The organism is Pseudomonas sp. GW823-FHT03E05, assembly GCF_058796855.1.
Map to the genome: position 1 here is coordinate 105,746 of NZ_JBXAJB010000009.1, position 19,176 is coordinate 124,921.

Sequence of the window (19,176 nt, forward strand, 5' to 3'; positions counted from 1 at the left end):
AGTTCCTTGGTACAGGAGCGGCCGCCGACGCCTACAAAGCCCCACCCGATCTCCCTGCCTACCGTAAAAGCTGGCTTGCCAGCGAAGGGGCCCGCAAGACCGCCTTCGCCGGCAAGCCGGCTCCTACAAAGCCCCACGCGATATACCTGCCTACCGTAGGAGCTGGCTTGCCAGCGAAGAGGCCCGCAAGATCGCCATCGTCGGCAAGCCGGCGCCTACAGGCCGTCGATACGCTGCAGGCGCTGGCGTTCGTAACGCGGGTACAGGTGGCTGACGCTGCGGATCAGCTCATAGCGGGTCAGGCTGATGCCGGCAAAACGCTCGGGGATCGGGCGGCGGATCATCTCCGCCATGTCGTCGCCCTGGGCGGCGCCGTCGCGCATCAACCCGTCCAGCCAGCCCAGGTAGTCGCGCATCTGGGCAAAGGGCCGGGCATCCGTCGCCACCGGGCCATGGCCAGGCACGATCAGTTTCCACGGCAAGGCCTGCAAGGTGTCCAGGTCCTCGAGCCAGACCCCGAGCCCCGGGCTGTTGGGGGTGGTCAGCGCGCGCTCGTAGAACACCAGGTCACCGGCAAACAGCACCCCGGTGTTCTCGTCGAGAATCGCCAGATCAGCGCCGGTGTGCCCACTCAGGCCCAGCAAGCGCAAGCGATGCCCGCCCACCTCAAGCACCCCGGGCTCAAGCACCTGGGTCGGCAGCACCACCTCGGTGCCGCGCATCCAGTCGCCGACCATGCGGTACATGTTCTCGGCCATGGCCTCGCCCTGCTGGCGCAACAGGTCGCCGGTGCCGGCCAGGGCGCCGATGGGCACGTCGCCAAAGGCCTGGTTGCCCAACACATGGTCGGGGTGATGGTGGGTCAGCAGCAGCTGGATCACCGGCTTGTCGGTGGTGGCGGCAATCGCCCGGCGCAAGGCTTCGCCGTAGCGTTTCGACGGCCCGCTGTCGATCACCACCACCCCGCTGTCGGTGACGATGAACCCGCTATTGACGATATTGCCGCCATTGGCCTTGGCGAAGTTGTCGGTGCTGCCTTCCAGCAGCCAGGTGCCCGCGGCGATCTGCCGGGGCTTGAGTGAATAGTCCAGGTTGGCCCGGGCCGGCAGGCCCAGGCACAGCAGCAACAGCAGGATCCAACGCATGGCGCGCCTCGGCTCGGGTGGGTCAAAGGATGCGGTCAGGGCAGCCTGGCCTCGAACTGGTTGCCGCTGTTGTCGCGCAACAGCAAGCGGGTCTGCCCCGGCCCCTGGATATCGAACCCCAGGTTGGGGTTTTCGCTGACCGCCGGGAACAGTTCGAGGCTGGCCAGGCGCTGATCGTTCTGGTCGCGCAATTCGGCGTGGTTGAGAAAGAACTCAGGGATGCCGCTGACCAGGCCGTTGTCCATCGGGTGGGACACTTGCAGGCGCAGGCGGCTGGCATCCCCACGGGGATAACGCCCGCCCAGCACCTCGCCGATGTGCTCTTCCCAGCCGGGCTGGGTGCGCACCACGCTGGGGGCGGTACAGCCGCCGCCCGCGGCATCGATCAGGGTCGAACCCACGTGCCACAGGCCATCGCGGGTCAGCACCGCGGCGCGCAGCGGCGTGGCCTGCTCGATACGGATGCGGATCGACAGCCAGGGCAGCACCCGCTCCCCCGGCTCGAAATCGACGATGCGCGGCAAGGGGTTGAGCTCGGCCCAAGCGAGGATGCGCACCACATCGCCGGTGAAGGCCCGGGCGTCGATTTCCAGGGGCACCTGCCGCGCATCCTCGGCAAAGGGCGGCGCCAGCAACTTGACCCGGTCATCGAAGACGAACGCCGCGCCCCCCAGCAATTGCTTGTGGTAGAAGGCCCACATCACCGAAGGCACCGGGTCCGGGGCCTGCGGATCGGCGGCCAGCGCCGGGGTCGCCAAGGGCAGCCAGCACGCCAGCAGACAGGTCGCTCGCCAGTTCATCGCAGCTCCTATTGATACATCTGTGGGACCTCGTAACGCAGGCCATAACGGGCGTACAGCGCCTGCAGGCGACCGTCGCGGATCAACCCTTCCAGGGCCTCTTCCACGGCATAGGCCAGCTGGCGGTTGCTTTCATGCACCGCCATGCCGATCTCCCACACCTGCTTGCCCATGTTCGGGTAGGCGTTTTCCGCCAGGGCCAGTTGCGGGTCGCCGGCCTTATGCAACTGCCAGTCGATCTCGCCGCGCATGGCCATCACCGCGTCCACCTGCCCGGCCCGCAAGGCGCCGAACGCCTGTTGCACGCTGGGGTAATGGTGGGTCTTGGCACTGAGCATGCCGTTGAACACCGAGGTCAGGTAGAACGACGGCACGCTGTCCACCTCGACGCCAATGGGGTGCTCCTGGAACACCGCGACACTGGCCACCGAATCCAGCCGGCGGCGGTCGAATGCCACCTGCCAGCGCTCCTCCTGATAGGGGCCGAACATCACCACGTGATCGTTGGCCAGCTCCCCCAGTTCGTTGCGCTTTTGCGCGTAGTCGTGGTCGTAGGGCACGCGCATCATCAGGTCGGCCAACTGCTGGTGGCGCAGCGGGCTGCCACGCCAGATGTAGTCGCGCAAATCGTCGTCGAGTTTCTCCCCCGGGGGCGCCCAGATCAGTTGCAGGCGCACCCCCAGGGCCTCGGCCAGGGCTTGCGCCAGCTCCACATCGACGCCTCGGGGCTGGCCCTGGTCCTCGAAGCTGTAGGGGGCAAAATCCTCGTACACCGCCACCTTCAGTTCACCGGAGGCGATCATCGTGTCGTAGTTGCGCACCTCGGCCTGGGCCGTGGCGCAACACAGCAGCAGGCCAACCAGGAACAGGGCGAAGCGGCCCATGGCGATCACTCCTCGACGCGCACGCTGTCCAGATAGGTGCGCACCGCCCACAGGGCTTCCTGGCTCAGGTAATCGGCCATCTTCGGCATGTACACCCGGCCATCGCGCACCGCGCCGTGGCGCACCCGCTCGACGAACCATTCATCCCCGGCTTCGCCGGCGTCGAGCATGCGCAGGTCTGGAGCGATACCGCCGGACTTGGCTTCCAGGCCATGGCAGGCGGCGCAGTTCTGGTTGTAGGCCGAGGCGCCGATTTCCACCGCCTTGTCGTGCTCGGGCGAGGTGCGGTACGGGTTGACCGCGGCCCAGCCGTCGCCATCGACGCTCACCCCGGCATCCTTGATCGGCGTCAGGCCCTTGGTTTCCACCGCCTGGGGCACCACGTTGCCATGGGCCCATACGGCACCAGTGGCCAAGGCACCGGTCAGCAGCCCTACCGCGAGCAAGGCGTTGCGTTTTGTTGTCATTGTTATGCCCTCAAGATTGCACGCAAGACCTCAGCTACAGAGGCCATGGCGCCATCTTAGAAACAGCCGGAGGGCGGCCGTATGCTGCTTTGGTGGCCGCGCCCTACTCCCTTGGTAGTAGGGCTTGTGGCGCAGGCCTAAATCAGGTGCCGCCCGGGAACTATTCCCGGCAAGGGCGGGACTTTTTCCGTATCTCAAAGCGCCTCGCGCGGCAGACCCTAGTCAGGCCAAAACCTCCACTGGGAACCGCAACCATGACAATAAGATCGCTACCCGCCCTCTCCCCCCTGAGCCTTGCCGTCCAGGCCCTGCTGCTGGCCGGCAGCCTGTCCCTGGGCGCGGCGGCCACAGCGGCCACCGCCCCGGCGGCACCTGCCGGCAAGAACGTGACCTGGGAAGACATCGCCAACGACCACCTGACCACCAAGGACGTACTGCAGTACGGCATGGGCACCAACGCCCAGCGCTGGAGCCCCCTGGCCCAGGTCAACGACAAGAACGTGTTCAAGCTGACCCCGGCCTGGTCCTACTCCTTCGGCGACGAGAAGCAGCGCGGCCAGGAATCCCAGGCCATCGTCCGCGACGGCGTGGTCTACGTCACCGGCTCCTACTCGCGGGTGTTCGCCCTGGACGCCAAGAGCGGCAAGCGCCTGTGGACCTACAACCACCGCCTGCCGGACAACATTCGCCCGTGCTGCGACGTGGTCAACCGCGGCGCGGCGATCTACGGCGACAAGATCTACTTCGGCACCCTCGACGCCCGGGTCATCGCCCTGGACAAGAACACCGGCAAGGTGGTGTGGAACAAGAAGTTCGGCGACCACAGCGCCGGCTACACCATGACCGGCGCCCCGGTGCTGATCAAGGACAAGACCAGCGGCAAGGTGCTGCTGATCCACGGCAGCTCGGGCGATGAATTCGGCGTGGTCGGCCAGCTGTTCGCCCGCGACCCGGAGACCGGCGAAGAGGTGTGGATGCGGCCCTTCGTCGAAGGCCACATGGGCCGCCTGAACGGCAAGGACAGCACCCCCACCGGCGACGTCAAGGCGCCGTCCTGGCCCGACGACAAGACCACCGAAACCGGCAAGGTCGAAGCCTGGAGCCACGGCGGCGGCGCCCCTTGGCAGAGCGCCAGCTTCGATGCCGAAACCAACACCATCATCGTCGGCGCCGGCAACCCCGGGCCGTGGAACACCTGGGCGCGCACCGCCAAGGACGGCAACCCCCACGACTACGACAGCCTGTACACCTCGGGCCAGGTCGGCGTCGACCCGAGCACCGGCGAAGTGAAATGGTTCTACCAGCACACGCCGAACGACGCCTGGGACTTCTCCGGCAACAACGAACTGGTGCTGTTCGACTACAAGGGCAAGGACGGCAAGGTGGTCAAGGCCACCGGCCACGCCGACCGCAACGGCTTCTTCTACGTGGTGGACCGCAACAACGGCAAATTGCAGAACGCGTTCCCCTTCGTCGACAACATCACCTGGGCCAGCCACATCGACCTCAAGACCGGGCGCCCGGTGGAAAACGCAGGCCAGCGTCCGGCCAAGCCGCTGCCGGGTGAAACCAAGGGCAAGCCGGTGGAAGTCTCGCCGCCGTTCCTGGGTGGCAAGAACTGGAACCCCATGGCCTACAGCCAGGACACCGGGCTGTTCTACATCCCCGGCAACCAGTGGAAGGAGGAGTACTGGACCGAGGAAGTGAACTACAAGAAAGGCTCGGCCTACCTGGGCATGGGGTTCCGTATCAAGCGCATGTACGACGACCACGTCGGCACCCTGCGCGCCATGGACCCGACCACCGGCAAGCTGGTCTGGGAGCACAAGGAACACCTGCCGCTGTGGGCTGGCGTCCTGGCGACCAAGGGCAACCTGGTGTTCACCGGCACCGGCGACGGCTTCTTCAAGGCCTTCGACGCCAAGACCGGCAAGGAGCTGTGGAAATTCCAGACCGGCAGCGGCATCGTCTCGCCGCCCATCACCTGGGAACAGGATGGCGAGCAGTACATCGGCGTGACCGTGGGCTACGGCGGCGCGGTGCCGCTGTGGGGCGGCGACATGGCCGAACTGACCAAGCCGGTGGCCCAAGGCGGCTCGTTCTGGGTGTTCAAGATCCCGAGCTGGGATAACAAGACCGCCCAACGCTGATCATCCCCGCCTTGTCTGTGGCGAGGGAGCCCGCTCCCTCGCCACACCCGCCTTCACTCCCGCCTGGAGAACCGCACCATGAACTACCTGCCACTGGCCCTGCTGCTGAGCCTCTCCCCCGCCTTGGCAATGAATGTCGACGACGACGGCAACGATGTACCGCTGACCGTCAACGGCTGCCTGATCGCCGAATCCAGCCAATGCCCCGGCGCCAACCTGCGTGGCGCTAACCTCGCCAACCAGGACCTGCGCAAGATGAACCTGGCCGGCGCCGACCTCTCCGGCGCCGACCTGCGCCACGCCCAGCTGGACCTGGCCAACCTGGAAAAGGCCCGCCTGCAAGGCGCCAACCTGACCCGCGCCAGCCTGCAACAGAGCAACCTGCGGCTGGCGGACTTCACCGACGCCAAGCTGATGGCGATCCAGGGCTGGGGCCTGTTTGCCCAGGGCGCGCAATTCGAAAAAGCCGACCTCAGCGCGGCCTACCTGCAATTTGCCCGCCTGTCCGGGGCCAAGCTGCACCAGGCCAAACTGCGGGCGGCGGACCTGGAGATGGCCTGGTTGAGCAAGGCGGATCTGCAAGGGGCCGATCTGAGCGATGCCAATCTGCAGGAGGCCAAGTTTGGCGAGAGCAATCTGGAACGCGCCGACCTGCGCGGGGCGCGGCAGCACTATGGGAATTTTCAGGATGCCAATATGGAGGGGTGTGTGGGGTGTCCGGGGAGTTGGGATAAGTGAGGGGGATGTGTACATATCCGTTGCTGCGGTAACGGCCACTTAGGGTTTCGCTCTTACAGCGACTCACTTTTGAAAAGCGCAAAAGGTGAGCAAAACGCTTCTGCCCCTCCACTCGGTGCCTCGCCTAGGCTCGGCATGCCCTCACTCCGGCATTGCTCCGTGGGCCGCCGCCACCGGCCATCCATGGCCGGGTGGCGGCTAACCCGGCATCCCTGCCGGGTTACCCACGGCTCAATGCCTGCGTTCGGCCATCGTGTCTAAGGGGGCAAGCAGATCAAAAGCAAAAGCAAAAGCAAAAGCAAAATCTGACGGCGGCGTTGCGGCCGGCCTGAAGATGGAATGGGCTGTCCCTCCCACCACCTCCTGTAGGAGCTGGCTTGCCAGCGAAGACGTCGGCCCAGGCGATGCATGTCTCACGGGCCTCTTCGCCGGCAAGCCGGCTCCTACGAACAGCGCGTAAAACGCGCTTTGCTTTTGCTTTTGCTCTTGATCTTCAGGCCCCTTCCCAGCCGGCCGAGCGTAGGCGTTGCGTAGGGGGCAGCTCGGCAGGGATGCCGAGCTAGCCGCCACCCGGCCATGGATGGCCGGTTGGCGGCGGCCCCCGGAGCAATGCCGAAGCGAGGGAACACCGAGCCTCAGCGAGGGGCCCATGGAGGGGCAAGCGTTTTTGCTTACTTTTTGCTGGGCCGGCACTCCGGCGTTTGAAAAAAGTGAGTCGCCGTAAGGGCGAAACCCTAAGTGGCCGTTACCGCAGCAATGGATATGTACCCAAACCCCAAACCATCAAGACGAAACCACCAGCAGCCACACCCACAGCAACGGATATACACCCCACCCCCTCACCACAAAAAGCCCCCAACATCCCCCACCACTACCGGAAAACACCTTCAGCCAACCACTCAGGAAAGTCCCGCATACCATGCAAAACCCGCCATACGTCGATGTAGTCATCGCGTTCAACGTAGAACACCAGATAGGGACAGCGCTTCAGCGGCAAGCAAAGCACCCCCGGCAGATCCAGCTCGTGGGCGTAGCGAGACATACCCAAGGCCGGATGGCGGCCGATATGAAGATAGGCCTTTTCCAAAGCATCGATAAAACCGAGCGCAGCCTGCTCGGCCTGTTGGTCAAGCTAGTCGCTGATAGCGCCTCCCACGTCATGGCTGGCAAGGGCACGTGGCATGACCGGCTTGGCTTTCATCCTCGCGCCTTGTGAACCCTGGCACGCAGGGATTCGAAATAGTCACCCTGCACAGCAGTGCCCGGCGCCGATTGAGCACCGGCCAACAACAGGCCACGCAGATGTTGCCGATCCTGATCCTTGCGAATCAGCTCACACACATATTCACTGCTGGTGCTGTAGCCGCGCTGGCTGACTTGATCATCGACAAAGGACTTGAGAGCGTCCGGCAGGGAGATGTTCATGGTGCTCATGGCTTTGTCCGCTTTTGACAAAATTTGCCAAACCATACCCCCTCACCCCGCCACCCGCACCACCCCCATATCAATCCCCAAATGCACCAACTCCGCATGGGAGCTGACCTGCAGCTTGCTCTTGAGCAAGGTCAGGTGGTTGGACACAGTCTTGGCGCTGATGCACAGCTGCTCGGCAATCACCCGCGCCGGGGTGCCCTTGGCCAGCATCACGAAGATCTCCAGCTCGCGCTGGGTCATGCTCTGCAAACGCGGGTCGCTGCTGTTCTGCGCCGGGGTGCAGGCCAGTTGCGTGGCCAGGGGCTGTTCGATGTAGGCGTGCCCGGCCAGCACACGGTGCACCGCTTCGATCAGCACCTGGGGCGCGGAGTTCTTGGTCAGGTAGCCCGAGGCTCCCGCCTCCAGGGCCTGGCGCACCAGGGGCAGTTCGTCGTGCATGCTGAAAAACAGCACCCGCAGCTGCGGCAGGCGCTGGCGCAGGCGGCGGGTGGTCTCCAGGCCGCTGATGCCCGGCAGGCCGAAATCCATGATCACCAGCTGCGGCACTTCTTCGGCGACCCGGGCCAGGGCCTCTTCGCCGCTGGCCGCTTCGCGCACCTGCATCGCCGGCAATACCGCGCGCAGCAGGCTGGCGTAACCCTGGCGGACCACGGCGTGGTCATCCACCAACAAGATGTTCATCAGGCCTCCATGGGCATGTTCAGGGGCATGTTCAAGGCCAGTGCCCAACCGGCGCCGGGACGGCTGAGGATGTGCAGTTCGCCGCCCAGGCTGCGGGCCCGCTCGGCCATCGAGTGCAGGCCGACGCCGGGGCGCTGGGGCTGGCGCGCGCCGCAACCGTTGTCGCGCACCAGCAGGCGCAGGCCCCGGGCGCTGCGTTGCAGGCGCACCCGTACCTGGCTGGCGTCGGCGTGCCGGGCGACATTGGTCAGCGCTTCTTGCAGCAGGCGGTAGAGGTGGGTCTTGCTGGCGCTGGGCAACGCTGGCAGGTCGGCGCCGACCCGCAATTGGCAGTCGATGCCCTGGCTGTCCTGCCATTGGCTCACCAGCAAACCGAAGGCTTCGGCCAGCGGCAGGTGCTGCAGCACCACCGGGTACAGGTCCTGCACCAGGGCGCGAAAGCCTTGCTGCAAGCGCTCGCAGTTGAGCTCCAGGGCCTGGGCCGTGTGCTCCACCACCGTCGGCTGGTCGGCCACCATGCGCAGCAGGCAGACCTGGGCGCGGATGCCCGCCAGGTATTGCCCGAGGTCGTCGTGCAGGGTCTGCGCCAGGTAGGTGCGCTCGCGCTCCTGCACCGCCAGCAGGGCCTGGGTCAGTTGCGCGTTGTCGGCGCGGGTCTGTTCCAGGGTCGCGGTCATGCGGTTGAAGTGCCCGGCCAGTTGCCGCGCTTCCGGCAGGCCAGCTTCGCGCAGGCGCACCGCCAGTTGCCCGCCGGACACCTGCTGCAAGGCCCGCAGCAAATCATCCAGCAAGCCCATGCCGCGGCGCACGGCCCAACGGATGGTCAGCAGGCTCAGGAACAGGGCCAGGCCGCACAGGCTCAAGAGCTGTTGCAGGGACTCCCAGACTTCGTCGATCTCATCCCGCGCGTCCACGGCGATCAGCACTCGGCGGCCGTCGCCCAGGTCCAGCTCGCGGGCGCTGTGGCGGCGCTCGCTGAACAGCTGGCGGCCGAGCCAGGCGTCCAGCCCGGCCTCTTCCGGCATGCGGGCCGCCTCGTCCGCCGCCAGCCAGTGCACCCGTACATGGCGCAGGCTCTGGGTCAGGTGCGGTTGCAGGCCCGCCGGGTTGCGCGCGGCGCTGTCGCTGAGGTACTCCACCACCGCCTCGGCGGACTGCAACTCACGCTCGACATCGGCCACCGCCTGATGCAGCAGCAAGGCGGCGCAGGCCAGGGTCACCACGGCAAAGAATGCCGTGACCCACAGGTTGATCCGCCACAGTGCCGACATGCCTAGCGCCCCGGCACCAACGGCAGCGCTTGGGGCAGCACCGGGCGCGGGCCGTGCAGACGGTCGACGCCGATCAGGCTGAGGATCAGCAGTAACGGCAACAGCAGCAATTTGAGGATGCGCATGACGGTGTTCTCCAGGGTCGGGGCCGCTGCAACCATGCTAAGACCGCCGCACCCGCGCCGGGTTACTACCTTGGTACTGCCCGGGCGCTACTTTCTGCATATTTCCCCGCCCCGGTACTCTTCCTATGCTGGCGCCACCTGCCGTGGAGTGCCTTATGCACCAGCCTGCCCCGCTTATCCCAACCTGCCTGCTGGCCCTGGCCTCGGTCCTGTTGCCCCTGGCCGCGAGCCAGGCCGGCGAGGAACCGTTACAGGTGCGCATCGGCTACCTGGGCTATCGCCCCGACCCCGGCCCGCTGCTGTCCAACATCATTCCCGAGCCTGCCGACGCCGGGCTGCAGGGCGCGCAGCTGGCGATTGTCGACAGCAACAGCACCGGACGCTTTCTCAAGCAGCAGTTCCAGCTCGACAGCGCCAGCGTCGACAGCCCCGAGGCGCTGCTGCAAGCCGCCAAGGCCCAGCATGACCAGGGCCTGCGGCTGTTCGTGGTGAATGCCCCGGCGGCCAGCCTGCGGGAGTTGTCCGCCGCCCTGCCCGACAGCCTCTTGTTCAACGCCGGCAGCCCCGACGACGCCCTGCGCAGCAGCCAGTGCCTGGGCAACGTGCTGCACAGCCTGCCCGGCCGGGCGATGCTGGCCGACGCCCTGGTGCAGTTCATGGTGCTGCGCAAATGGCAACGGGCCTTGCTGATCGTCGGCCAGACCGAGGATGACCGGGCCTACGCCGATGCCCTGCGCCGGGCCACCCAGCGCTTCGGCGTGAAGCTGGTCGCCGAGAAAGACTGGACCTTCGACAACGACCAGCGCCGCAGCGCCCAGGCCGACATGCCGCTGTTCACCCAGACCGCCGAATACGACGTGGTGCTGGTGGCCGACGAGCGCGGCGACTTCGGCGAATACCTGCCCTACCAGACCTGGTTCCCGCGCCCGGTGGCCGGCACCCAGGGCCTGACCCCCACCGGCTGGCACAAGAGCGTGGAAACCTTCGGCGCCGCGCAACTGCAAAAGCGCTTCGAAGCCCAGGCCGGACGCTGGATGAACGACCGCGACTTCGCCGCCTGGATGGCCGTGCGCAGCGTCGCCAGCGCGGTGAGCAAACTGCGCCAGGCCGACCCTCGGGCCCTGCAGACCCTGCTGCTCAGCGAGCAGTTGCCCCTGGACGGGTTCAAGGGCCGCAAGCTCAGCTACCGGCCGTGGAACGGTGAACTGCGCCAGCCGATTCCCCTGGTACAGCCCCGGGCCCTGGTCAGCACCTCGCCCCAGGACGGTTTCCTGCACCCCTTCAACGAAATGGACAGCCTGGGCTACGACCGCCCCGAAGTGACCTGCCGCTACCCCTGATCCCATAACCACAACAACAAGGAATCCGCCATGCGCCGCCCCCTTCTCTGCCGCTCCGCCCTCTGCGCGGGCCTGCTGCTCGCCGCCGGGCACGCCATGGCCGCCACGGCCTGGGTCTCCAATGAAAAGGACAACAGCCTGAGCCTGATCGACCTGCAGACCCTGGAAGTCACCGAGACCCTGCCGGTGGGTCAGCGCCCGCGGGGGTTGCTGCTGTCCCATGACAATAAGCTGCTGTACATCTGCGCCAGCGATTCGGACCGGGTCCAGGTGATGGACGTGTCGACCCGCAAGATCATCAAGGAGCTGCCCTCCGGCAAGGACCCCGAGCAGTTCGCCCTGCACCCCAACAACCGCTGGCTGTACGTGTCCAACGAGGACGATGCGCTGGTCACGGTGATCGACACCGAGACCGCCAAGGTCCTCGGCCAGATCAACGTCGGGGTCGAGCCCGAAGGCATGGCGGTGAGCCCCGACGGCAAGTGGGCGGTGAACACCAGCGAAACCACCAACATGCTGCACTGGATCGACACCAGCACCCAGACCCTGGCCGACAGCACCCTGGTGGACCAGCGCCCGCGCTTCGTCGAGTTCAACCAGGACGGCTCAAGGCTTTGGGCCTCGGCGGAAATCGGCGGCACCGTGACCATCCTCGACGTGGCCACGCGCCAGGTGCTCAAGACCCTGAACTTCAAGATCAAGGGCGTGCACCCGGACAAGGTGCAGCCGGTGGGCATCAAGCTCAGCGCCGACGGCAAGTACGCCTTCGTCGCCCTGGGCCCGGCCAACCACGTGGCGGTGATCGACGCCAAGACCTACGAGATCCTCGACTACCTGCTGGTGGGGCGGCGGGTCTGGCAGCTGGCATTCACCCCGGACCAGAGCCAGTTGCTGGCCACCAACGGGGTCAGCGGCGATGTTTCGGTGATCGACGTGAACAGCCTCAAGGTGCTCAAGTCGGTGAAGGTCGGGCGCTATCCCTGGGGCGTGGTGGTGACCCCATGAACGCCCTGGAGGTCAGCCAGCTGAGCTTCGCCTACGGCCCGCGCCAGGCCCTCGATCAGGTCAGCCTGAGCCTGGCTCCCGGGCGCTTTGCCGCGCTGCTGGGGCCCAACGGCGCCGGCAAGTCGACCCTGATCGCCCTGCTCACAAGGCTCTACGACCTGCAGCAGGGCGACATCCGCGTCGGCGGCTGCTCGCTGCGCAACGCCGCCCGGGCCGCCCTGCGCCAGCTCGGCGTGGTGTTCCAGCAAAGCACACTGGACCTGGACCTGAGCGTGGAGCAGAACCTGCACTACCACGCCGCGCTGCATGGCCTGTCACGGCGCCAGGGGCAGGCGCGGATCGACGCCGAACTGGCGCGCCAGGGCTTGAGCGAACGGCGCCGGGATAGCGTGCGCGCCCTCAATGGCGGCCACCGCCGACGGGTGGAGATCGCCCGCGCCCTGCTGCATGAACCGCGCCTGCTGCTGCTCGATGAAGCCAGCGCCGGCCTCGACCCCGCCAGCCGCCTGGCGCTCAACCGGCACATTCGCCAGCTGTGCCAGGAACAGCGTCTGAGCGTGCTCTGGACCACCCACCTGCTGGATGAGGTGCAGGCCGACGACCAGTTGCTGATCCTGCATCAGGGGCGCCTGGTGGCCAGTGGCGTGGCCGGCACCATCAGCCAGCAGCAGGGCGGCGACCTGGGCGCGGCCTTCGCCCGCCTGACCCAGAATCCCCTGCCACGCCCGGCCCCGATCGGAGAACCGCTTGCATGAACGCCTACTGGCAGTGCCTGCGCGGCATCGTGCTGCGCGAATGGCTGCGCTTCGTGCTGCAGCGCACGCGTTTTCTCAGTGCCCTGGTGCGGCCCCTGCTATGGCTGCTGGTGTTTGCCGCCGGCTTTCGCGCGGCCCTGGGCATCGCCATCATCGAGCCCTACAGCACCTACATTCCCTACGAGGTCTACATCGTCCCGGGGCTGGCCTGCATGATCCTGCTGTTCAACGGCATGCAGGGCTCGCTGTCGATGGTCTACGACCGGGAAATGGGCAGCATGCGCGTGCTGCTCACCAGCCCCCTGCCCCGGGCCTTCCTGCTGGCCAGCAAGCTGTTGGCCACCTCGCTGATCTCGCTGCTGCAGGTCTACGCCTTCCTCGCCGTGGCCTGGCTGTATGGCGTGCAACCGCCGGCCATGGGCCTGCTGGCCGCGCTGCCGGCGCTGCTGCTGGTGGCCCTGATGCTCAGCGCCCTGGGCCTGCTGCTGTCCAACGCCATCCGCCAGCTGGAGAACTTTGCCGGGGTGATGAACTTCGTGATCTTCCCGCTGTTCTTCCTGTCCTCGGCGCTGTACCCGCTGTGGAAGATGCTCGAAGCCAGCCCCTGGCTGTACTGGCTGTGCGCCCTCAACCCCTTCACCCACGCCGTGGAACTGGTGCGCTTTGCCCTGTATCAACGCCTCAACCTCCTGGCCCTGGCGGTGTGCCTGGGCCTGACCCTGGTGTTCTCCCTGCTGGCGGTGCTGACCTTCAACCCCCAGCACGCCGCCCTGCGCAAAAACACCTGAGCCACCATCCTGCCACCCACCTCCACCCAACGTAGGAGCTGGCTTGCCAGCGAACAGGCCCGCAATCCCAACGCCAGACCCCAGGCCCCTTTCGCCGGCAAGCCGGCTCCTACACAGCGCTTGCCCATGGGCGATCTACGACTTTGGTACTGCTTTTGCTGTCGATGGTCGCATTCACAAAAGGCCCTGCCCTGGCATGTAATGGGCCTATAACAAAAAGGATAAAAGCCTTATGCCCCGTGCCTTAGAGACCCTGGCCGCGCTAACCCTGAGCCTGGCGCTGGGCGCCGCCCATGCCGCTGCCCCGCTGTTTTCCACCGAGGGCTATCGCACCAGCCTGTACCGCAGCCCGACCCCGCTGCAGATCGACCAGGGCCGGATCATCGACACCCCGGGCCTGCAAGAGCTGCTCAAGGAGCAACCGGCGCCCCTGCTGATCGACGTCTACCGTCGGCAATGGCTGCAGGGCCGCTTCATCGACAGCGAGCCCCACGCCAACCTCCCCGGCAGCCACTGGCTGGCCAACACCGGCGACGGCGAACTGAGCCCCGAGTGGCAGGCCTATTTCGCCGGCAACCTGCAACGGCTGAGCCACGCCGACCCGCAGCGCGCCCTGGTGTTCTATTGCCGTGCCGATTGCTGGCTGAGCTGGAACGCGGTAAAACGCGCGGCAGCCCTGGGCTATAAGAACATCTACTGGTACCGCGACGGCCTGGATGCCTGGGAGGCCGCCGGCCTGCCCGTGGAGGCGGCCCGGCCGCAACCCTTTCCCTGAGCGCCGCAGCACGGCGTTGCCGCCCCCATAACCACAATAACGAGGTGAAAGGCCATGTATAAAATTCTGATAGCCGACGATCACCCACTGTTTCGCGAAGCCATCCACAACGTCATCAGCGACGGATTTCCCGGCAGCGAGGTGATGGAAACCGCCGACCTGGACAGCGCCCTGGCCCTGACCCAGGAACACGACGACCTCGACCTGATCCTGCTGGACCTGAACATGCCCGGCATGCACGGCCTCAACGGCCTGATCACCCTGCGCAACGAAGCGCCGACCATTCCGGTGGTGATCGTTTCCGCCGAGCAGGACAAGCAGATCGTGCTCCAGGCCATCACCTACGGCGCCGTCGGCTTCATCACCAAATCCTCGGCGCGCTCGCAGATGACCGAGGCCATCGAACAGATCCTCAACGGCAACGTGTACCTGCCGCCGGACATCATCCGCACCCAGAAAAGCCAGCCAGGGCGGCGCAGCAGCGAAACCCCGAGCTTCCCCCCGGAACTGCTCCAGGCCCTGACCCGCAAACAGCTCCTGGTGCTGGAACGCATGACCAAGGGCGAATCCAACAAGCAGATCGCCTACACCCTGGACATTGCCGAAACCACGGTGAAGGCCCACGTCTCGGCAATTCTGCGCAAGCTCAACGTGCACAACCGGGTGCAGGCGATCCTCAGTGCCGGGGACATCGATTTCGGCGCCTACCTGCGCCGTTGAATTGCGCTGATCGTGCACCGACCCTGTAGGAGCCGGCTTGCCGGCGAAGGCGATCTTGCGGGCCCCTTCGCTGGCAAGCCAGCTCCTACGATTGGTAGAGACTGTGGCGTGGACCTGTAGGAGCCGGCTTGCCGGCGAAAGCGGTCTTGCGGGCCCCTTCGCTGGCAAGCCAGCGCCTACGGTTGTCAGGAGTGCCGCGTTGGGCCCAGCAGGTGGCTGATAGCGGTCTTGAGTTTCATCGGGCGCACCGGTTTGTGCATCAGGGTGTGGCCCAGTTCGCGCAGTTGCTGTTTGAGCTCGTTGCTGTAGTTGGCGGTGATCATCATCGCCGGGATCGCCAGGGCGCGCCGGGCGTTGATTCGCGCTACCGCATCGATGCCGTTCTGTTGCTGGTCCAGGTGGTAGTCGGCAATCAGCAGGTCGGCCTCGGCGCGGTAGTCGTCCACCTGGCGCGCCAGGTCTTCTTCGGACAAGGCGGTGATCACCTGGCAGCCCCAGCCTTCAAGCAAGGTGCGCATGCCGGCGCAGATCGCCGCGTCGTTATCCAGCACCCAGATCCGCGCCCCCTGCAAACGCTCCAGCAGGGCGTCGCCCAGCTCCGGGCGCGGCGCTGGCAAGGGCGCGCTGGCGCTGATCGGCACCTGCACGCTGAACACCGAACCACGCCCCGGCCAGGAGCGCACGCCAATGCGGTGCCCGAGAATCCCGGCAATCTTCTCGACGATGGCCAGCCCCAGGCCCAGGCCGCGATCCTGGTCCGGACGCTGTTCTTCGCCACGCTTGAACTCCTGGAAGATTTCCTCCAGGCGTTCGGCGGCGATACCCATGCCGCTGTCCCAGACTTGGATCGACAACCAGCGCCCCTGGCGCCGACAGCCCAGCACCACCCGGCCCTGGCGGGTGTAGCGGATGGCGTTGCTCAACAGGTTGCGCAGAATCCGCGCCAGCAGCTGGATGTCGCTGCGCACCAGCGCCGAGCAGGCCACGAAGTGCAGTTCCAGGCCTTCGCTGCGGGCCACCTGGGCGTACTCGGCGGCGAGGTTTTCCAGCAGTTCGCTCAAGGCAAAGGGCGCGATATCGGCCTTGATCACCCCGGCATCGAGCTTGGAAATGTCCACCAGGGTGCCCAGCAGGTTTTCCACGTCTTCCAGGGAGTTGCTGACATTGCGCACCAGGGCGCTGCTGGCCTGGGGATCGCGGCGCTCCAGCAAGGCGCTGGTGAACAGCCGCGCGGCGTTCAGGGGTTGCAGCAGGTCATGGCTGACCGCGGCGAGGAACTTGGTCTTCGACAGGTTGGCCCGTTCGGCCTCGGCCTTGGCTTCGCGCAAGCGTGATTCCACCCGGCTGCGCTCTTCGATTTCGCGCAGCAGCTGCTGGTTGAGGGTGGTCAGCTCGGCGGTGCGTTCGCGCACCCGCAGCTCCAGGTTCTGGTAGGCCTGATGCAGCGCCTCGGCGGTGCGCCGGCGCTCGGTGATGTCGCGGATCAGCACGAAGATCCCCACCACCTCGCCATTGGCCAGGCGGTTGGGCACGTAGGAGCGCAGCATGTAGCGCTCCTGATTGTTGATGTTGGTCTCGGCGAATTCGAAGGTCACGCTCTCCCCGGCCAGGGCCCGTTCCACATAGCTTTCCAGGCGCTGGTAGTGCTGCTCGCTGTGCACCTCGCGCAGGCTCTGGCCGAGCATCACGCCGCGGGGCCAGCAGTACCATTCCTCGTAGACCTTGTTGGTGAACTCGTACACCAGGTCGGCATTGAGGTAGGCGATCAGCGCCGGCACATGGTCGGTGATCAGGCGGATCCAGCGTTCGCTTTCGCTCAGGGCCTCGGCGTGCTGGTAGCGCTCGGTGATGTCGGTGAAGGTGTTGACGAAACCACCGGTGGGCAGCGGATGGGTGCGGATCTCCAGCACCCGGCCATCGCTCAGGCGCTGCTCGCATTCGTGGATTGGCCGGCCGTTGGCGTCGCGGCTGTCGGGGCTCAGCAGGCGCAGTTCGCTGTCACCGATGACCTCGGCAAACAAGCGATGCGCGGCCACCGGGGCCAGCCCGCTGAGCTCCAGGAAGCGCCGGTTCCACAACTCCAGCACGCCCTCGGCGCTGACCATGGCCACGCCCTGGGACAGGTTGTCCACCGCCCGTTGCAGCAGGTGGGACTTTTGCGCCACCGCCTGTTCCCGGCGCAGGGTTTCGCTGTGCTTGACCTCGGTGATATCGGTGAACAGGATCACCCGCCCGCCTTCCCGGGTCGGCCGCTCGCTGACCTGCAGCCAGCGGCCGTTGTGCAGGCGATACAGCAACTGCTCGTCACCGCCACTGCGCGGTTCCTCGCTGAACAGCCCGGTGCTGGTCAGCAACCTGCGCACTTCCGAGAGGCGCATGCCGGCCATGATCCGTACCCGGCTGTGGCTCCAGAAGGCACGGAAGCGGCTGTTGAACAGGACGATGCGCTGCTCCTGGTCGAACAGCACGAAGGCGTCGGAAATGCTCTCGATGGCATCGATCAGATGCTGGTGTGCCGTCTCGGCCCGCAGCCGCGCTTCGCTGAGCAAATGGTTGCCGGCCTTGAGCTCGGCCATGGCCTGGTTCAGGGCGTCGGTGCGTTCGCGCACCTGCTCGGCCAGCACCACCGAATGCTGGAACGCCGCATAGGGGTCGTTGCCACGGGTGATGCCGGATTCGACCCGTTCGATCAGCGCGCTGTTGATCCGCCGCAGCTTGCGGTTCTCGCGCTGCAGGTCATCGAGCTGCGCTTGCAGCTCAGCGGCGGGCCGGAGTTCGACTGCGGGCAATGGCGACCCCGGTGAAGGTCTGGTTGATGTGCATGCCATTGAACTGTTCTCCGTAGGTGTTGAAACCCATCACCCGCTGTTCCCGCAAAAAGGCCCCGATCTGCTCCAGGCTGCCCTGCCCCTCCAGCTCCAGGCGGCGCAAAAAACAGTCGCAGCCAATGGTCAGCAACAGCCCGCCGAGGCGCTGCTGCAAGCCGTCGAACAGCTGTTGCAGGTTGGGCAACAAGGGGCCGGGGGTCATGGCGGTGAGGACGATGCCGTTTTCCACCGCGCAGTAGAAACTCAGGCTCAGGTCCGGGTGCACCTGCTGCACCGCGCGCACGTAATAGTGCTGGTTGATGCGCACCGCCAGGGGGTGGGCGGCGAACACCCGATGGTCGAGCTGCGCCAGGGGCACGCCGATCAGCCGCGCGTACTCCTCGGCGGCGGGCTCGGCGTTCAGTTCATAGACCCGGCGCAAGGTACTGTCGGCGCCGGTGACCACCAGTTTTTCTTCCCGGGGCTGGATGTGGTGGGTGGTGAACACCTCGAAATCCAGCCAGGTGTTGACCAGCACCACCACCGCCGCGCCGCTGTGGAACTCGCCACCGTAATACACGTGGGTGTGGGTCAGGTAGTTGTCATCGCCGGCCGAACCGCCGAAATGCGGAATGTCCCCCAGGGCCGCGCTGAGGGCGGCCAGCACCATTTCCTCGCGGCTCGACAGGCCGTCCAGCAGGGTCAGGGCGAAGCTGTTGCCCTTGATCGGCGCCAGGGTGTTGCTGCGGCAGCGGCCCACCAGGCGTTCGACCATCTGCTGGGCGTCGATCAGGCTGAAATGCTCCATCTGGTCGATCAGTTCGGCGGCGATGGAAAAGTGCCGGTGATCGAAGCCGATGGCGGTCACGCAATTGCGCCCGTAGCCCAGGGGGGTGATTTCCCCGGCGCTGGTGCAGCCCACCAGGGGGATGCCGCCGAAGCTCTGTTGCAGGGCCGGGCCGAGGGTTTGCAGGGGGTATTCGGCGGAACAGAAGAACAGCACGAAGCCCAGGTGCGGATGCAGCAACTGGCTGGCCAGGTCCTGGGCCACCTGCTGCGGATCGACGGCCTGGGACATGGCGCTGACCACGCCCTCGCTCTGGGCTTGCTGCATCGTCGCCTCCGGCGCGGGTTGTCTGAGCAATGAGTGTACGAAGCCGGCCCCGGGGCACGAATGCTACTTGGGTAGCGGGTAGCCGGTTCCATGGGTGTAGGCGCTGGCTTGTCAGCGAAGGCATCATTCGGCCTGGTGCAAGGCTTGAGGGCCTCTTCGCCGGCAAGCCGGCTCCTA

General features: G+C 66.1%; 19 protein-coding genes. 8 read left to right on the forward strand and 11 right to left on the reverse strand.

Going from position 1 to position 19,176, the window contains the following annotated elements; genetic code table 11:
- Positions 1–215: 215 nt before the first annotated feature.
- From AC1RCO_RS28740 to pedF, 4 genes are read right to left on the reverse strand one after another with little or no spacing between them, the layout of a single operon-like run.
- Positions 216–1,145, reverse strand: a complete 930-nt coding sequence (locus AC1RCO_RS28740; protein WP_492618286.1) for a quinoprotein relay system zinc metallohydrolase 1 — start codon at positions 1,143–1,145, stop codon at positions 216–218.
- A gap of 35 nt (positions 1,146–1,180) precedes the next feature.
- A complete protein-coding gene (locus AC1RCO_RS28745; RefSeq protein ID WP_492618287.1) occupies positions 1,181–1,945 on the reverse strand; it encodes a quinoprotein dehydrogenase-associated SoxYZ-like carrier in 765 nt (254 codons plus the stop codon).
- A gap of 8 nt (positions 1,946–1,953) precedes the next feature.
- Positions 1,954–2,829, reverse strand: a complete 876-nt coding sequence (locus AC1RCO_RS28750; protein ID WP_492618288.1) for a substrate-binding periplasmic protein — start codon at positions 2,827–2,829, stop codon at positions 1,954–1,956.
- 5 nt (positions 2,830–2,834) lie between these two features.
- The gene (gene pedF / locus AC1RCO_RS28755; protein WP_011060515.1) at positions 2,835–3,296 is read right to left on the reverse strand and encodes a cytochrome c-550 PedF; all 462 of its coding nucleotides are present in this window, start codon (positions 3,294–3,296) and stop codon (positions 2,835–2,837) included.
- A 254-nt stretch (positions 3,297–3,550) separates the two neighbouring features.
- Here pedF and exaA point away from each other — a divergent pair, with 254 nt between their 5' ends.
- Both exaA and AC1RCO_RS28765 read left to right on the forward strand, forming a co-directional pair.
- Positions 3,551–5,446, forward strand: coding sequence for a quinoprotein ethanol dehydrogenase (gene exaA / locus AC1RCO_RS28760; protein ID WP_492618289.1), 1,896 nt, complete (start codon positions 3,551–3,553; stop codon positions 5,444–5,446).
- Positions 5,447–5,524: 78 nt separating this feature from the next.
- A complete protein-coding gene (locus AC1RCO_RS28765; RefSeq protein ID WP_125063684.1) occupies positions 5,525–6,184 on the forward strand; it encodes a pentapeptide repeat-containing protein in 660 nt (219 codons plus the stop codon).
- Positions 6,185–7,055: 871 nt separating this feature from the next.
- On the opposite strand, the gene AC1RCO_RS28770 is transcribed toward AC1RCO_RS28765, so the two are convergent.
- The 5 genes from AC1RCO_RS28770 to AC1RCO_RS28790 form a co-directional block, all read right to left on the reverse strand.
- Entirely contained in the window at positions 7,056–7,280 is a 225-nt protein-coding gene (locus AC1RCO_RS28770; protein ID WP_230493603.1) for a type II toxin-antitoxin system RelE/ParE family toxin, read from the reverse strand.
- A gap of 101 nt (positions 7,281–7,381) precedes the next feature.
- Complete coding sequence (locus AC1RCO_RS28775) at positions 7,382–7,618, reverse strand: ribbon-helix-helix domain-containing protein (RefSeq protein ID WP_041752124.1); 237 nt, start codon at positions 7,616–7,618, stop codon at positions 7,382–7,384.
- A 42-nt stretch (positions 7,619–7,660) separates the two neighbouring features.
- Entirely contained in the window at positions 7,661–8,299 is a 639-nt protein-coding gene (locus AC1RCO_RS28780) for a response regulator (RefSeq protein WP_015635011.1), read from the reverse strand.
- Positions 8,299–9,570 carry a sensor histidine kinase gene (locus tag AC1RCO_RS28785; protein ID WP_492618290.1) on the reverse strand — a complete coding sequence of 424 codons (1,272 nt, stop codon included), beginning with the start codon at positions 9,568–9,570 and terminating at the stop codon, positions 8,299–8,301. The genes AC1RCO_RS28780 and AC1RCO_RS28785 overlap by 1 nt, the downstream gene beginning before the upstream one ends.
- Before the next feature lie 2 nt (positions 9,571–9,572).
- Positions 9,573–9,731: a hypothetical protein gene (locus AC1RCO_RS28790; RefSeq protein WP_015635009.1), complete on the reverse strand. Its 159-nt coding sequence runs from the start codon at positions 9,729–9,731 to the stop codon at positions 9,573–9,575.
- A gap of 119 nt (positions 9,732–9,850) precedes the next feature.
- Between AC1RCO_RS28790 and AC1RCO_RS28795 the strand changes: the two genes are divergently transcribed.
- The 6 genes from AC1RCO_RS28795 to AC1RCO_RS28820 all read left to right on the forward strand — a co-directional run bounded on the left by AC1RCO_RS28795 (position 9,851) and on the right by AC1RCO_RS28820 (position 15,078).
- The gene (locus AC1RCO_RS28795; protein WP_492618291.1) at positions 9,851–11,035 is read left to right on the forward strand and encodes an ABC transporter substrate-binding protein; all 1,185 of its coding nucleotides are present in this window, start codon (positions 9,851–9,853) and stop codon (positions 11,033–11,035) included.
- A 30-nt stretch (positions 11,036–11,065) separates the two neighbouring features.
- Positions 11,066–12,040 (forward strand): YVTN family beta-propeller repeat protein, encoded by a 975-nt coding sequence (locus AC1RCO_RS28800; RefSeq protein ID WP_072444718.1) that lies wholly within the window; start codon positions 11,066–11,068, stop codon positions 12,038–12,040.
- Positions 12,037–12,795, forward strand: a complete 759-nt coding sequence (locus tag AC1RCO_RS28805) for an ABC transporter ATP-binding protein (protein WP_342404092.1) — start codon at positions 12,037–12,039, stop codon at positions 12,793–12,795. Before AC1RCO_RS28800 ends, AC1RCO_RS28805 begins: the two co-directional genes overlap by 4 nt.
- Entirely contained in the window at positions 12,792–13,583 is a 792-nt protein-coding gene (locus tag AC1RCO_RS28810) for an ABC transporter permease (RefSeq protein WP_492618292.1), read from the forward strand. The genes AC1RCO_RS28805 and AC1RCO_RS28810 overlap by 4 nt, the downstream gene beginning before the upstream one ends.
- Before the next feature lie 232 nt (positions 13,584–13,815).
- A complete protein-coding gene (locus AC1RCO_RS28815) occupies positions 13,816–14,358 on the forward strand; it encodes a PQQ-dependent catabolism-associated CXXCW motif protein (RefSeq protein WP_053150450.1) in 543 nt (180 codons plus the stop codon).
- Between the two features lie 54 nt (positions 14,359–14,412).
- Positions 14,413–15,078, forward strand: coding sequence for a response regulator transcription factor (locus tag AC1RCO_RS28820; protein WP_011060504.1), 666 nt, complete (start codon positions 14,413–14,415; stop codon positions 15,076–15,078).
- A 185-nt stretch (positions 15,079–15,263) separates the two neighbouring features.
- Here AC1RCO_RS28820 and nahK read toward each other — a convergent pair whose 3' ends face one another.
- Both nahK and nosP read right to left on the reverse strand, forming a co-directional pair.
- Positions 15,264–17,906 (reverse strand): hybrid sensor histidine kinase/response regulator NahK/ErcS', encoded by a 2,643-nt coding sequence (gene nahK, locus AC1RCO_RS28825; RefSeq protein WP_492618293.1) that lies wholly within the window; start codon positions 17,904–17,906, stop codon positions 15,264–15,266.
- The gene (nosP, locus tag AC1RCO_RS28830) at positions 17,836–18,999 is read right to left on the reverse strand and encodes a nitric oxide-sensing protein NosP (RefSeq protein WP_011060502.1); all 1,164 of its coding nucleotides are present in this window, start codon (positions 18,997–18,999) and stop codon (positions 17,836–17,838) included. Before nosP ends, nahK begins: the two co-directional genes overlap by 71 nt.
- Between the last annotated feature and the right edge of the window lie 177 nt (positions 19,000–19,176).

Coding starts and splice junctions, on each gene's coding strand:
- pedF (WP_011060515.1), bottom strand. CDS start 3,296: ATGACAACAAAACGCAACGCCTTGCTCGCGGTAGGGCTGCTGACCGGT.
- AC1RCO_RS28820 (WP_011060504.1), top strand. CDS start 14,413: ATGTATAAAATTCTGATAGCCGACGATCACCCACTGTTTCGCGAAGCC.
- AC1RCO_RS28745 (WP_492618287.1), bottom strand. CDS start 1,945: ATGAACTGGCGAGCGACCTGTCTGCTGGCGTGCTGGCTGCCCTTGGCG.
- AC1RCO_RS28795 (WP_492618291.1), top strand. CDS start 9,851: ATGCACCAGCCTGCCCCGCTTATCCCAACCTGCCTGCTGGCCCTGGCC.
- exaA (WP_492618289.1), top strand. CDS start 3,551: ATGACAATAAGATCGCTACCCGCCCTCTCCCCCCTGAGCCTTGCCGTC.
- nahK (WP_492618293.1), bottom strand. CDS start 17,906: ATGGCATGCACATCAACCAGACCTTCACCGGGGTCGCCATTGCCCGCA.
- AC1RCO_RS28765 (WP_125063684.1), top strand. CDS start 5,525: ATGAACTACCTGCCACTGGCCCTGCTGCTGAGCCTCTCCCCCGCCTTG.
- AC1RCO_RS28790 (WP_015635009.1), bottom strand. CDS start 9,731: ATGGTTGCAGCGGCCCCGACCCTGGAGAACACCGTCATGCGCATCCTC.
- AC1RCO_RS28800 (WP_072444718.1), top strand. CDS start 11,066: ATGCGCCGCCCCCTTCTCTGCCGCTCCGCCCTCTGCGCGGGCCTGCTG.
- AC1RCO_RS28810 (WP_492618292.1), top strand. CDS start 12,792: ATGAACGCCTACTGGCAGTGCCTGCGCGGCATCGTGCTGCGCGAATGG.
- nosP (WP_011060502.1), bottom strand. CDS start 18,999: ATGCAGCAAGCCCAGAGCGAGGGCGTGGTCAGCGCCATGTCCCAGGCC.
- AC1RCO_RS28740 (WP_492618286.1), bottom strand. CDS start 1,145: ATGCGTTGGATCCTGCTGTTGCTGCTGTGCCTGGGCCTGCCGGCCCGG.
- AC1RCO_RS28815 (WP_053150450.1), top strand. CDS start 13,816: ATGCCCCGTGCCTTAGAGACCCTGGCCGCGCTAACCCTGAGCCTGGCG.
- AC1RCO_RS28750 (WP_492618288.1), bottom strand. CDS start 2,829: ATGGGCCGCTTCGCCCTGTTCCTGGTTGGCCTGCTGCTGTGTTGCGCC.
- AC1RCO_RS28780 (WP_015635011.1), bottom strand. CDS start 8,299: ATGAACATCTTGTTGGTGGATGACCACGCCGTGGTCCGCCAGGGTTAC.
- AC1RCO_RS28785 (WP_492618290.1), bottom strand. CDS start 9,570: ATGTCGGCACTGTGGCGGATCAACCTGTGGGTCACGGCATTCTTTGCC.
- AC1RCO_RS28775 (WP_041752124.1), bottom strand. CDS start 7,618: ATGAGCACCATGAACATCTCCCTGCCGGACGCTCTCAAGTCCTTTGTC.
- AC1RCO_RS28805 (WP_342404092.1), top strand. CDS start 12,037: ATGAACGCCCTGGAGGTCAGCCAGCTGAGCTTCGCCTACGGCCCGCGC.